General features: G+C 71.2%; 12 protein-coding genes. 5 read left to right on the top strand and 7 right to left on the bottom strand.

Features of this window, described 5'->3' with window-relative positions; genetic code table 11:
* Positions 1–137: 137 nt before the first annotated feature.
* From ACFU53_RS41685 to ACFU53_RS41670, 4 genes are all read left to right on the top strand, one after another.
* Complete coding sequence (locus ACFU53_RS41685; protein ID WP_384004898.1) at positions 138–725, top strand: pyridoxamine 5'-phosphate oxidase family protein; 588 nt, start codon at positions 138–140, stop codon at positions 723–725.
* Between the two features lie 169 nt (positions 726–894).
* Positions 895–2,232, top strand: a complete 1,338-nt coding sequence (locus tag ACFU53_RS41680) for a ferric reductase-like transmembrane domain-containing protein (protein WP_384004900.1) — start codon at positions 895–897, stop codon at positions 2,230–2,232.
* Positions 2,233–2,317: 85 nt separating this feature from the next.
* A complete protein-coding gene (locus ACFU53_RS41675; protein ID WP_384004896.1) occupies positions 2,318–3,472 on the top strand; it encodes an FMN-binding protein in 1,155 nt (384 codons plus the stop codon).
* Positions 3,473–3,476: 4 nt separating this feature from the next.
* Positions 3,477–4,271 carry an FAD:protein FMN transferase gene (locus ACFU53_RS41670; RefSeq protein ID WP_384004894.1) on the top strand — a complete coding sequence of 265 codons (795 nt, stop codon included), beginning with the start codon at positions 3,477–3,479 and terminating at the stop codon, positions 4,269–4,271.
* Between the two features lie 152 nt (positions 4,272–4,423).
* Here ACFU53_RS41670 and ACFU53_RS41665 read toward each other — a convergent pair whose 3' ends face one another.
* The 7 genes from ACFU53_RS41665 to ACFU53_RS41635 all read right to left on the bottom strand — a co-directional run bounded on the left by ACFU53_RS41665 (position 4,424) and on the right by ACFU53_RS41635 (position 11,461).
* On the bottom strand, positions 4,424–4,966 hold the full coding sequence (locus ACFU53_RS41665) for an arginine repressor (protein ID WP_384004892.1): 543 nt from the start codon (positions 4,964–4,966) through the stop codon (positions 4,424–4,426).
* A 7-nt stretch (positions 4,967–4,973) separates the two neighbouring features.
* The gene (locus ACFU53_RS41660; protein WP_384004890.1) at positions 4,974–6,191 is read right to left on the bottom strand and encodes an acetylornithine transaminase; all 1,218 of its coding nucleotides are present in this window, start codon (positions 6,189–6,191) and stop codon (positions 4,974–4,976) included.
* Positions 6,188–7,099 (bottom strand): acetylglutamate kinase, encoded by a 912-nt coding sequence (gene argB, locus ACFU53_RS41655; protein ID WP_384004888.1) that lies wholly within the window; start codon positions 7,097–7,099, stop codon positions 6,188–6,190. Before argB ends, ACFU53_RS41660 begins: the two co-directional genes overlap by 4 nt.
* Positions 7,096–8,250 carry a bifunctional glutamate N-acetyltransferase/amino-acid acetyltransferase ArgJ gene (gene argJ / locus ACFU53_RS41650; RefSeq protein ID WP_384004886.1) on the bottom strand — a complete coding sequence of 385 codons (1,155 nt, stop codon included), beginning with the start codon at positions 8,248–8,250 and terminating at the stop codon, positions 7,096–7,098. Before argJ ends, argB begins: the two co-directional genes overlap by 4 nt.
* Entirely contained in the window at positions 8,247–9,275 is a 1,029-nt protein-coding gene (argC, locus tag ACFU53_RS41645) for an N-acetyl-gamma-glutamyl-phosphate reductase (protein ID WP_384004884.1), read from the bottom strand. The genes argJ and argC overlap by 4 nt, the downstream gene beginning before the upstream one ends.
* A 107-nt stretch (positions 9,276–9,382) precedes the next feature.
* Positions 9,383–10,906, bottom strand: a complete 1,524-nt coding sequence (locus tag ACFU53_RS41640; protein ID WP_384004882.1) for a hypothetical protein — start codon at positions 10,904–10,906, stop codon at positions 9,383–9,385.
* A gap of 150 nt (positions 10,907–11,056) precedes the next feature.
* A complete protein-coding gene (locus tag ACFU53_RS41635) occupies positions 11,057–11,461 on the bottom strand; it encodes a DUF5997 family protein (RefSeq protein WP_384004880.1) in 405 nt (134 codons plus the stop codon).
* 139 nt (positions 11,462–11,600) lie between these two features.
* Here ACFU53_RS41635 and ACFU53_RS41630 point away from each other — a divergent pair, with 139 nt between their 5' ends.
* Entirely contained in the window at positions 11,601–12,383 is a 783-nt protein-coding gene (locus tag ACFU53_RS41630) for a LysR family substrate-binding domain-containing protein (RefSeq protein WP_384004878.1), read from the top strand.
* Positions 12,384–12,387 lie beyond the last annotated feature (4 nt).

Raw genomic sequence — 12,387 nt, 5'->3', positions numbered from 1 at the left:
GGGCGGCCACGGAAGACCTGGTTCCGGGTGGATCCCAGCGATGGGGCCCACCCGGAATTCGCGTTTCCGGCCCAGCTCCTCGGATCCGAGCCCAATTCCTTAGACAGGCGAAGCGTTTCCGTCGATAATCCTTAGGCATGGGAAAGACTTACGAGCGCATCGACGGCCGCCTGCGTACGTTCATCGAGGCCCAGCCCCTCTTCTTCACCGCGACCGCGCCCCTGTCCGCCGAAGGCACGGTCAACCTCTCCCCCAAGGGGCTCAAGGGCTCGTTCGTGATCCTCGACGAACTGACCGTCGCCTACCTGGACTTCGCGGGGTCCAACGCGGAGACGATCGCGCACCTGCGCGAGAACGGCCGGATCACCCTCATGTGGTGCGCCTTCCAGGGCCCGCCCAACATCGTCCGCGTGCACGGCACGGGTGAGGCCGTCTTCCGCGACGACCCGCGCTTCCCCGAACTCCTCGCCCGCTTCCCCGACATCGACCCCACCCCGCATGGTCTGCGCGCCGTCGTCGTGGTCCGCGCCGGACGCATCCGCGACAGCTGCGGCTACTCCGTGCCGTTCATGGCGTACGAGGAGGACCGCGACCTGCACGGGCGGCGCTTCGCGCGCGAGGACGACGACTCGCTCAGCGCCTACTTCGGCTCCAAGGAGCACATCGCGACCAGCCTGGACGGACTGCCGGGGCTGCCCCTGCCGCTGCCGCCCTCGAGCGTCTGACGGCGTGGGAGCCGCGGACGTCATCCGGTACCGGGGCGTTCCGCAAGGCAGTTGTTCACACGGTTGAACACACGGCACTCCCTGCACGTACGTGTGGGCCAAGGGTCCAGCCCACCACGGAGGAACCGTGTCCACGATCGCCGGAGGTCGCGCAGCGCGCCGCCAGACGATGCGCCGCATCCGCCCTCGTCGTTCTCCCGCCGTCCCGTTGCTGCTCGCCTTCTGGGCGGGCGCGGCCGCGGTGGTGTGGCTGTGGTGGGACAACACCCCGTCCATCGCGGACCAGGGCAGCAAAATGGTCAACGCCGGGCGGATCACAGGCCTGCTCGGTGGATACCTGATGGCCCTGGTGGTGCTCCAGATGGCCCGGGTGCCCGCCCTGGAACGCCGGGTCGGCTCCGACCGGGTGGCTCGCTGGCACGCGATGACCGGCCGCTACACGCTCTGCCTGGTCGTCGCACACGTCGTCCTCACGATGTACGGGTACGCCCTCCAGGCCGGCCTCACCCACACCGCGATCCTCCAGCAGACGATCGACTCGATCAACCAGCTGCCGGACATGGGCAAGGCCGCCATCGGCACCGGTCTGCTGGTGTTCATCGGGCTCATCTCGATCGGCCCGGTGCGCAAGCGGATCCCGTACGACCTCTGGTACCACACGCACCTGCTGACGTACGCGGCCACGTTCCTGACGTTCTGGCACCAGATCACCACCGGCAACGAGTTCGCCGCCACGCCCGCCGCGAAGACCGCCTGGTACGGGCTGTACGGGGCGGTGACCGCGCTGGTGGTCTGGTACCGGATCATCTGCCCGATCAAGCTGAACATGAAGCACCGGCTGCGGGTCGAGGCGGTCATCGAGGAGTCGCCCGGCATCGTCTCGGTGCTGATGAGCGGGCGCAAGCTGCACCGGATGGGTGCGGAGGCCGGACAGTTCTTCCGCTGGCGGTTCCTCGCGCCGGGCATGCGGTTCAGTTCGCACCCGTACTCGCTGTCGGCGGCGCCCCGCCCCAACATGCTGCGCATCACGGTCAAGGCGATCGGCGACCACAGCTCGGCCCTGCGTGACCTGGAGCCCGGCACCCGGGTGTGGGCCGAGGGCCCGTACGGGGCGCTCACGGCCGGCAAGCGCAGCCGGGGCAAGGTGCTGTTGGTGGCCGGCGGTGTGGGCATCACGCCGATGCGGGCCCTGTTCGAGACGCTGCCCGGCGCGGCCGGCGACCTGACCCTCCTCTACCGGGCAAACAGCACCCAGGACCTGGCCCTGTGGGACGAGCTGGCGCAGATCGCGGAGGAGCGCGGGGCGCGGCTGATGTACGCGGTGAACAGCCCGGAGGGCGAACGCCCCGACATCTCGCCGGACTCCCTGCGCCGCAAGATCCCGGACATCGAGAGCCACGACGTCTTCCTGTGCGGGCCGCCCGGGTTCGCCCAGGGCGTGTACGAGTCGCTGCGCGGCGCGGGCGTCCCGACCCGCCGTATCCACCACGAGTCGTTCGAGATGTGAGCGACGGGACCGCTCACCGCAGGTCCCACCCGACCGACCGTCCCAGCGGTAGGTCCCCACGACCGTCCCACCCCGACTTCTGGCCATGGGTTTCCCCACGGGTTCGCCCCACGGGTCTCCCCCCGCGAGACTTCACACTTCAGGAGCTGAAGGAGCGATGAAGAAGAGCCACCCCATCCGGCGGACCCTGCTCGCCACCGCCGCCACCGTGTCCGGCATCGTGCTGCTGCTGTCGCTGAAGCCGGCCTCGGACGCCGGTTCGGTACAGGCCGGAGCCGCAGGGGGCGCACCTTCGGCACAGGGCGGGGTGGCGGCCGGCGCGCAGACCCTGACGGGTACGGCCGTCGACACCGAATACGGCCCGGTCCAGGTCCGCGTCACCGTCAACGGCGGCAAGATCACCAACGCCGAGACCGTGCAGCAGCCCAGCGGCGGTCGCTCCACCCAGATCAGCGGCGACGCCATCCCCAAGCTCAACCAGGCGGCCGTGGCCGCGGGCACCGCCGACATCGACGCCGTCTCGGGCGCCACCTACACCAGCGCCGGCTACAAGGAATCCCTCCAGTCCGCCCTGGACCAGGCCGGCAACGCGCAGGACACGGGCGCCCAGGTACTCACGGGTTCCACCGTCCAGACCGAGTACGGGCCGGTCCAGGTCCGGATCACGGTCAGCGGCGGCAAGATCACCAACGCCGAGGCCGTACAGGCGCCGAGCGGCGGTCGCTCCACCCAGATCACCGGCGACTCGGTGCCGAAGCTCAACCAGGCGGCCGTGGCCGCGGGCACCGCCGACATCGACGCCGTCTCCGGCGCCACCTACACCAGCGCCGGCTACAAGGAATCCCTCCAGTCCGCCCTGGACCAGGCCGGCAACGCGCAGGACACGGGTACCGAGGTCGAGGCGGGCGGCGACGCGCAGGAGGACGCGGCCGGCGAGGCCGAGGACACCGGGGCCGGGCAGGCGACGGGCACCCAGGTACTCACGGGCTCCGCGGTCCAGACGGACTACGGCCCGGTCCAGGTCCGCATCACGGTCAGCGGCGGCAAGATCACCAACGCCGAGGCGCTGCAGCAGCCCAGCGGCGGCCGCTCCACCCAGATCAGCGGAACCGCCATCCCCCAGCTCAACCAGAACGCCGTCTCGGCAGGGAGCGCTGACATCGATGCTGTCTCGGGCGCCACATACACCAGCGGCGGTTACCAGCAGTCCCTCCAGTCCGCGCTGGACCAGGCCGGCTGATCCGGTGGCCGAACCCGCCGGGGCCGCCGCGCCCTCCCAACTGCGGCACGCCGAGGAGGTCATGGGCACCGTCTTCTCGTTCGACATCCGGGGAGGCGAGCCCACGGCGGTCAAGGCCGCGCTCGAAGAGGCGGTGGCCGGACTCCACGCCGTGGACGAGGTGTTCAGCACCTACCGCGAGCACAGCCAGATCTCCCGGCTCGCCCGGGGCGAGGTGACGATCGAGGAGTGCGATCCCGAGATCGGCGAGGTGCTCGAACTGTGCGCCGAGGCCGAGCGGTTGAGCCGCGGTTGGTTCAGCGCCACGTACGAGGGCCGCTTCGACCCGACGGGCCTCGTGAAGGGCTGGGCCACCGAACGGGCCGCCCTGCGTCTGGTCGACGCCGGGGCGGCCGGGGTGAGCGTGAACGGGGGCGGTGACGTCCAGCTGTGCGGTGTCCCCGGCCCCGAGCGGCCGTGGCGCGTCGGTGTGGCCGATCCCCTCCGCCCCGGGGGCCTCGCCGCCGTCGTCACCGCCGCCGGCGCCGACCGCCTCGCCGTCGCCACCTCCGGCACGGCCGAACGGGGCGCCCACATCGTCGACCCCCGCACCGGCAAGTCCGCCGTCACCGACCTCGTCTCGGTGACGGTCGTGGCCCCTCGCCTGACCTGGGCGGACTGCTGGGCGACGGCCGCGTTCGCGATGGGTTCCCGTGAGGGCCTGGCGTGGCTGGAGTCCCTGGACGACGCGGAGGCGCTGCTGATCACCGCGGGCGACGAGGTCCGCTGCACGGGAGGGTTGGCCGCGCGGCTGGGCTGAGCGCGGGGGTTTCGCTCACCGGTGGCTCATCGGGTGTCGCCGGCGGGGAAAAGGGCGAAGCCCCTTTTCAGGGGCGCGGGGAACTGCGCACCGGCCACGACGGACCCGCAGCCGACACACAACGTTTCCCCCCGATCCCCGATCCCCGTTTCTCAGTGCCCGTGGCCGTTCTGAGCCAGCCGCAGCAAGTGATCGGCCAACGCCTGCCCGCCCACAGGATCCCGGCTGATCAACAGCAACGTGTCGTCACCGGCGATGGTCCCCAGGATGTCGTGCAGCTCCGCCTGATCGATGGCCGAGGCCAGGAACTGGGCCGCCCCCGGCGGCGTACGCAGAACCACCAGGTTCGCCGAAGCCTCCGCGGAGATCAGCAGCTCCGCGGAGAGCCGCCGCATCCGCTCCTCCTTCGCCGACTCCCCCAGCGGAGCCCGAGGGGTACGGAAACCCCCCTCGCTCGGCACCGCGTAGATCAGGTCACCGTCGGTGTTGCGGATCTTCACCGCGTTCAGCTCGTCCAGGTCCCGGCTGAGCGTCGCCTGCGTGACGCTCAGCCCGTCGTCGGACAGCAGCGTCGCCAACTGGCTCTGCGACCGCACAGGTTGCCGGTTGAGGATGTCCACGATCCGCCGGTGGCGTGCGGTGCGGGTCTGCGGCACGGCGGGCCCCGCCTGGTCGTGCTCCTGCGCCTGGCTCATCGTCGTCTCATTCCCCGGCTCGTTCGTCCCCACTGGCTTCGTGCGCCGCCCGCGCCGCGTCGAGAATGCCGGGCAACGCCTGGAGGAGGGCGTCCACCTCTGCGTCACCGATGTTGAGCGCGGGCATCAGCCGTACGACATCGGGGGCGGGCGCGTTCACCAGGAAACCGGCGTCCTGAGCGGCCTGTTGCGCCAGGGGCGCGAGCGGCTCGGTGAGCACGATACCCAGCAGGAGGCCCGCGCCACGGACATGGTCGATCATCGGGTCGCCGAGGGACTCGATTCCGTTCCGCAGCTTCTCGCTCTGCCGCTTGACGTTCTCCAGCAGGCCCTCGGCCCGGATGGTCTCCAGGACGGCGAGTCCGGCGGCGCAGGCGACCGGGTTGCCGCCGAACGTGGTGCCGTGTTGCCCGGGCTGGAGCAGCTCGGCGGCCCGGCCGAAGGCGACGGTCGCGCCGAGCGGCAGTCCGCCGCCGAGCCCCTTGGCGAGGGTGACGACGTCCGGCAGGACGCCCTCGTGCGCCTGGTACTCGAACCAGTGCCCGGTCCGGCCGACGCCGGTCTGCACCTCGTCGAGGACCAGCAGCGAGCCGGTGGCGGCCGTGATGGCCCGCGCGGCCTTCAGATAGCCGGCCGGCGGGACCACGACGCCCTTCTCGCCCTGCACGGGCTCGATGATGACGAGGGCCGTCTCCTCGGTGACCGCGGCGGCCAGGGCCTGCGCGTCGCCGTACGGGACGTGCGTGACGTCGCCGGGCAGCGGGTGGAAGCCGGTCTGCTTGCCGGGCTGGCCGGTGAGGGCGAGGGCGCCCATGGTCCGGCCGTGGAAGCCGCCCTCGGTGGCGACCATGTGGGTCCGCCCGGTCAGCCGGCCGATCTTGAAGGCGCCCTCGTTGGCCTCGGCGCCCGAGTTGCAGAGGAAGACCTTGCCGTCCCGGCCGAAGTGCTCCAGCAGCCGTTCGGCGAGGGCGACGGGCGGTTCGGCGATGAACAGGTTGGAGACATGGCCGAGGGAGGCGATCTGGGTGCTGACGGCCTCGACGATCGCCGGGTGGGCGTGGCCGAGCGCGTTGACCGCGATGCCGCCGACGTAGTCGACGTACTCCTTGCCGTCGGCGTCCCACACCTTGGTGCCCGCGCCGCGGACGAGCGAGAGCTTCGGGGTGCCGTAGTTGTTCATGAGCGAGCCCTGCCACCGCTGGCTGAGCTCTTCGTTCGTGGTCATTCGGCATCCCCCTCTTGTGCTGCGTCCGGCACGACCATCGTGCCGATGCCCTCGTCGGTGAAGATCTCCAGCAGGATCGAGTGCTGGACCCGGCCGTCGATGACACGGGCGGTCTGCACGCCGTTACGCACGGCGTGCAGGCAGCCCTGCATCTTCGGCACCATGCCGGAGGACAACTCCGGCAGCAGCTTCTCCAGTTGGGAAGCGGTGAGGCGGCTGATCACCTCGTCGCTGTTGGGCCAGTCCTCGTAGAGGCCCTCGACGTCCGTGAGGACCATGAGGGTTTCGGCGTCAAGAGCAGCAGCGAGTGCCGCAGCCGCCGTATCAGCATTGACGTTGTAGACATGTCCGTCGTCCTGGCTACGGGCGATCGACGAGACGACCGGGATGCGGCCGTCGGCGAGCAGTGCCTCGATCGCACCCGTGTCGATCGCGGTGATCTCGCCCACCCGCCCGATGTCGACCAGTTCGCCGTCGATCTCGGGCTGGTGCTTGGTGGCGGTGATGGTGTGCGCGTCCTCGCCGGTCAGTCCGACGGCGAGCGGCCCGTGCTGGTTGAGCAGCCCGACCAGCTCGCGCTGCACCTGTCCGGCGAGCACCATGCGTACGACGTCCATGGCGTCCTCGGTGGTGACGCGCAGGCCGGCCTTGAACTCGCTGACGATGCCGTGCCTGTCGAGAGCGGCGCTGATCTGCGGGCCGCCGCCGTGCACGACGACGACGTTGAGGCCGGCGTGCCGCAGGAAGACGACGTCCTGCGCGAAGGCGTTCTTCAGATCCTCGTCGATCATGGCGTTGCCGCCGAACTTGATGACGACGGTCTTGCCGTTGTGGCGGGTCAGCCAGGGGAGCGCTTCGATGAGGATCTGGGCCTTGGGGAGAGCGGTGTGCTTCCGCGTGCTACTCATGACGAATAAGCGCTGTTCTCGTGGACGTAGTCGGCGGTGAGGTCGTTGGTCCAGATGGTGGCGGTCTCGGACCCGGCGGCGAGGTCGGCGACGATGTGCACCTCGCGGTAGCGCATGTCGACGTTGTCGCGGTCCTCGCCGACCCCGCCGTTCTTGCATACCCAGACGCCGTTGATGGCGACGTTGAGCCGGTCCGCCTCGAAGGCGGCCCGCGTGGTGCCGATGGCGGACAACACCCGCCCCCAGTTGGGGTCCTCGCCGTGGATGGCGCACTTGAGGAGGTTGTTCCGGGCGATGGAGCGGCCCACCTCGACGGCGTCGTCCTCGGTCGCCGCGTTCACGACCTCGATCTTGATGTCCTTGCTGGCGCCCTCGGCGTCCCGGATGAGCTGCTGTCCGAGGTCGTCACACACCTTGCGGACGGCCTCGGCGAACTCCGCGTGATCCGGGGTGACTTGGGAGGCCCCGGAGGCGAGCAGCAGCACGGTGTCGTTGGTGGACATGCAGCCGTCGGAGTCGACGCGGTCGAAGGTGACCTTGGTGGCGGCGCGCAGCGCCTTGTCCAGGACCTCGCTGTCGAGGTCGGCGTCGGTGGTGACCACGACGAGCATGGTGGCGAGGCCGGGGGCGAGCATGCCCGCACCCTTGGCCATGCCGCCGACGGTCCAGCCGTTCCTGGAGACGACGGACGTCTTGTGCACGGTGTCGGTGGTCTTGATGGCGATGGCGGCCTTCTCGCCACCGTGCTCGGAGAGCTGCGCGGCGGCCGTCCCGACGCCCGGCAGCAGTTTGTCCATCGGCAGCAGTACGCCGATGAGGCCGGTGGAGGCGACGGCGATCTCGCCCGCGTTGTGCCCGTCGAGGACCTCCGCGACCTTCTCGGCGGTCGCGTGGGTGTCCTGGAAGCCCTTCGGCCCCGTACAGGCGTTGGCGCCACCGGAGTTGAGGATGACGGCGGAGACCTGGCCGCCCTTCAGCACCTGCTCGGACCAGAGCACCGGCGCGGCCTTCACACGGTTGGAGGTGAAGACGCCCGCGGCGGCGAGGCGGGGCCCGTTGTTGACCACGAGGGCCAGGTCCGGGTTGCCGTTCTCCTTGATTCCGGCGGCGATGCCCGCCGCCGTGAATCCCTTGGCTGCCGTCACGCTCACGGTGCGACTCCGATCGTGGAAAGCCCCGTCGTCTCGTGGAGTCCGAGGGCGATGTTCATGCTCTGGAGGGCGCCACCGGCCGTGCCCTTGGTGAGGTTGTCGATGGCGCTGATCGCGATGATGCGGCCCGCGGCCTCGTCGTACGCGACCTGCACCTGAACGGCGTTGGAACCGTAGACGGACGCCGTGGCCGGCCACTGTCCCTCGGGGAGCAGGTGGACGAACGGCTCGTCGGCGAAGGCCTTCTCGTACGCGGCGCGCACGGAGTCGGCGGTGACGCCGGGCTTCGCCTTCGCGGTGCACGTGGCGAGGATGCCGCGGGGCATCGGGGCGAGGGTCGGTGTGAAGGACACGGAGACCGGCTCGCCGGCGACGCCGCCGAGGTTCTGCATCACCTCGGGCGTGTGCCGGTGACCGCCGCCGACGCCGTACGGGGACATGGACCCCATGACCTCGGAGCCCAGCAGATGCGGCTTGGCCGCCTTGCCGGCGCCTGACGTGCCGGAGGCGGCGACGATCACGGCCTCGCTCTCGGCGAGGCCCGCCGCGTACGCCGGGAACAGGGCCAGCGTCACGGCCGTGGGGTAGCAACCGGGTACCGCGATGCGCTTGGACCCCTCCAGCGCTGCGCGGGCACCCGGCAGTTCGGGGAGGCCGTAGGGCCAGGTCCCGGCGTGGGGCGAGCCGTAGAACCGCTCCCAGTCCGCCGGGTCCTTCAGCCGGAAGTCGGCGCCCATGTCGACGACGAGCACATCCGGCCCGAGCTGCTCGGCCACGGCGGCGGACTGCCCGTGCGGCAGCGCGAGGAAGACCACGTCATGGCCTGCCAGTACCTCGGCGGTCGTCTCCTGGAGCACCCGGTCGGCCAGGGGCAACAGATGCGGCTGGAGCCCGCCCAGACGCTGACCCGCGTTGGAATTGCCGGTCAGTGCACCGATCTCGACCTCGGGGTGCGCGAGCAGCAGGCGCAGCACTTCGCCGCCCGCATATCCACTCGCTCCCGCCACCGCCACGCGTACCGCCATGGAACCCTCCTCTTAGATGGCATGACTATACGTTTCGCTGCACGTTTATGCAATCCGTGAAGGGGCCGCATACGGGTCGGCGGATGGCTCGGCACCGGTGACGAGGGCTAGGGCAGTAGCCCCCTCGTCAGCTCCTCCATCACGGCGAGCGGGAGCGACGGGTTGGCGGCCGCGGCTTCCGCCACTTGCCGGTCGGTGTCGGTGAGCAGGTCCGTGATGACCTCGGGCGGGAGTGCCGGGTGACCGGCGGCGAGGAGCCTCGCCCGTTCGTCCGCCAGGCAGGCCAGAAGCGCCGGGGCCGTCGCGTGGGGGTGGCGGGCGATCTCGCGGAACGCCTTCCGCGCCGGGGGCCTGTGCCGGGACAAGTCCTCCAGCAGTGCCGGGGTGGCGTCCGGGTTGGCCGCCACCTTGGCGATGACCTGGACTCCGTGCCGATCGACCATGGCACGCAACCGCGCTTCGGAGAGGCCGCGGTGCGGAGCTATGGACTTGGCCACTTTCGCGTCGGGGTCGTCGGCCAGCGTGGCACGGATCGGGTCCGGCAGATCCCGCCGTTGGGCCACGAGCATGCGCACGACCGCGTGCGGCGACCGCGCCAGTTCCTCGACCTCGGCGGTCGTGGCGGAGGCGATCCGCGGCAGGGGGGTGCTGCCGATCCTGGTGGTGGCGGCCAGGTGGGTGAGCACGTCGAGCGGCACCCGCGGGTTGTGCGCGAGGCCGCGCCGAACGTCGGAGGAGGTGTCGTCGGCCAGCGCGCGGATCATGGTGTCGTCGATCGCGGGGTTCTCGGCGAGGTCGGCGCGGGCACCGGGCGTGGGATCCACGGCGAGCCGTGCGTACGCCTCCGGGGGCAGACCGGGGCGGGCGGCGAGCGCCCTGCGCAGCAGCATCGAGGGGTGGTCGGCGAAGCCCGCGACCGGCTCCGCCGGTGTGGCCGGGTTCTCCAGGGCTGCCCACCGCATGTCGTGCACGGTGGATTCGTGGGAACCGTCGCAGGAGGCGCCCGACCGCAGATCGCAGTCGAGCCGCACGCAGTCCGGGCTGTGCGTGAACGGCGGCTCCTCGCGGTCGCAGACCAGGCAGTGCCGCGCGGGAGACAGGTCCTCGCCGCGGACGAGGGCCGCCAGCACATCCGGCGGCGTCGCCCCGTTGCCCGCCACCGCGCGACGGACCTCGGCATGCGGATGCTCGGCGAGCCGGGCGGCCACGTCCGGCGCGGCCCACAGGGCGAGCTCCGCGACGACCCGTACGTCCGAGTCCGCGGCCAGCGTCTCCACCACATCCGGAGGCAGACCGGGGCAGGCGGCCAGCTTCTCCCGGTGCTCGACCACCGGATCCGCGGCGAGGAGGCGAGCCCACTCCGGGTCGCCTGCGCCCTCGTCGAGCAGGGCGAGGGCGACGAGCGGTTGTGCCGTGGGATCGACGTCGGCGACGGTCAGCCTGCCCTGGTACGCCAACTGCACACCGGTCCCCTCGCCCCGCGAGGCCAGCGTGACCGCCTGCGCCCGGCTGAGGTCGGCACGGCCGGCGAGGTCGTGGTCGACGTCGGCGTCCGCGAGCGCGACCAGCCGGTCGACCAGTTCGGACGGCAGAGCCGGATTGGCGGCGAGCCCGCACAGGAGATGGTTCACAGAGGGCATCCTGCCCGGGCCCCTGCCGAACGGCTCAGGAATTTTCGTCGGCCGGCAGTCGATGCGGGTGGGTGCGCGCGTTCGGTTCGGCGGTGCGCGCGTCGGTTCGGCTGGTGCCGCCGAGTGTCCTGCGGCACCCGGCGAACCGGTTCAGGAACGCCGGCCGTCCGACTGGGCCGCCCGCTCCGCGTCGCGCTTCTTGATGCGGGCGCCTTCCTTGCGGACCTCGGCCTGGGTGGCGCGCTCCTTCCGCAGCCACTCGGGGCTGTCCTGCTTCAGGGCCTCGATCTGCTCGGTGGTGAGGGCCTCGGTGACTCCGCCGCGCGCGAGCCCCGCGATGGAGATGCCCAGCTTCTCGGCGACCACCGGGCGGGGGTGCGGGCCGTTGAGGCGCAGTTCCTCCAGCCAGGCCGGCGGGTTGGTCTGGAGCGCGGTCAGCTCGGCGCGCGAGACGACACCCTCCTGGAACTCGACGGGGGTGGCCTGGAGGTACACACCCAGCTTCTTCGCCGCGGTGGCGGGCTTCATGGTCTGGGTGGTCTGGTGCGACGTCATGAGGTCAAGGGTATCGACCGTGTGCGCGACCGCTGACCACGCCGACGGCGCAGGCCGTACCCGTGACCGACGACCGGACCCCCGCCCTCTGGCGACCGGCGGTGACCGGACCCGGGGCCCCGCCCGTTAGCCTGGTCACGTGACAGGCTCGGAAGCATCCCCTTCGTTCCGGCTCGCGTACGTCCCGGGAGTGACGCCCACGAAGTGGGTGCGGATCTGGAACGAGCGGTTGCCCGACATCCCCCTGACCCTCCTCCAGGTGTCCGCCACCGAGGCGCTCGGCGTGCTGCGGGAGGGCGGTGCCGACGCCGGTTTCGTACGGCTGCCGGTGGACGACACCGACCTCAGCGCCATCCCCCTCTACACCGAGACCACGGTGGTCGTGATCCCCAACGACCACGTCGTCGCGGCGGTCGACGAGGTGACCACCGAGGACCTGGCGGACGAGGTCGTGCTGCATCCCCTCGACGACACCCTCGACTGGGAGCGCCCGCCGGGAGAGCCGGCGTTCGAGCGTCCCGCCACCACGGCGGACGCGATCGAACTGGTGGCGGCCGGGATCGGGCTGCTCGTCGTTCCCCAGTCGCTCGCCCGGCTCCACCACCGCAAGGACCTCACCTACCGCCCGGTCACGGACGCCCCCGAGTCCCGCGTCGCCCTGTCCTGGCCGCAGGACGCGACCACCGACCTGGTCGAGGACTTCATCGGCATCGTCCGGGGCCGGACGGTCAACAGCTCACGGGGCCGCACCCAGGCCCCGGAGGAGAAGCAGCCCCCGAAGGCCAAGCGCCCGGCCACAGGCGGCACCCGGCGCCAGCCCACAACGGGCAAGCCGACCGCCCGAAACCCACGAGGCGGCTCGTCCGGGGGCAGAAACGCCAAGACCGGCGGCAAGACCGGAAAGCCCCGTCGCCGCTCGTGAGTGA

The sequence above is a fragment of the Streptomyces sp. NPDC057474 genome (assembly GCF_042802555.1).
Taxonomy (GTDB): domain Bacteria; phylum Actinomycetota; class Actinomycetes; order Streptomycetales; family Streptomycetaceae; genus Streptomyces.
Note: the sequence above shows the minus strand (reverse complement) of the source record. Positions and strands in the feature narration are given on the sequence as shown.

Bases quoted from the DNA above. Each gene is read 5' to 3' on its own strand.
- ACFU53_RS41685 (WP_384004898.1), top strand. From the start codon at position 138: ATGGGAAAGACTTACGAGCGCATCGACGGCCGCCTGCGTACGTTCATC.
- ACFU53_RS41680 (WP_384004900.1), top strand. From the start codon at position 895: ATGCGCCGCATCCGCCCTCGTCGTTCTCCCGCCGTCCCGTTGCTGCTC.
- ACFU53_RS41675 (WP_384004896.1), top strand. From the start codon at position 2,318: ATGGGTTTCCCCACGGGTTCGCCCCACGGGTCTCCCCCCGCGAGACTT.
- ACFU53_RS41665 (WP_384004892.1), bottom strand. From the start codon at position 4,966: ATGAGCCAGGCGCAGGAGCACGACCAGGCGGGGCCCGCCGTGCCGCAG.
- ACFU53_RS41660 (WP_384004890.1), bottom strand. From the start codon at position 6,191: ATGACCACGAACGAAGAGCTCAGCCAGCGGTGGCAGGGCTCGCTCATG.
- argB (WP_384004888.1), bottom strand. From the start codon at position 7,099: ATGAGTAGCACGCGGAAGCACACCGCTCTCCCCAAGGCCCAGATCCTC.
- argC (WP_384004884.1), bottom strand. From the start codon at position 9,275: ATGGCGGTACGCGTGGCGGTGGCGGGAGCGAGTGGATATGCGGGCGGC.
- ACFU53_RS41635 (WP_384004880.1), bottom strand. From the start codon at position 11,461: ATGACGTCGCACCAGACCACCCAGACCATGAAGCCCGCCACCGCGGCG.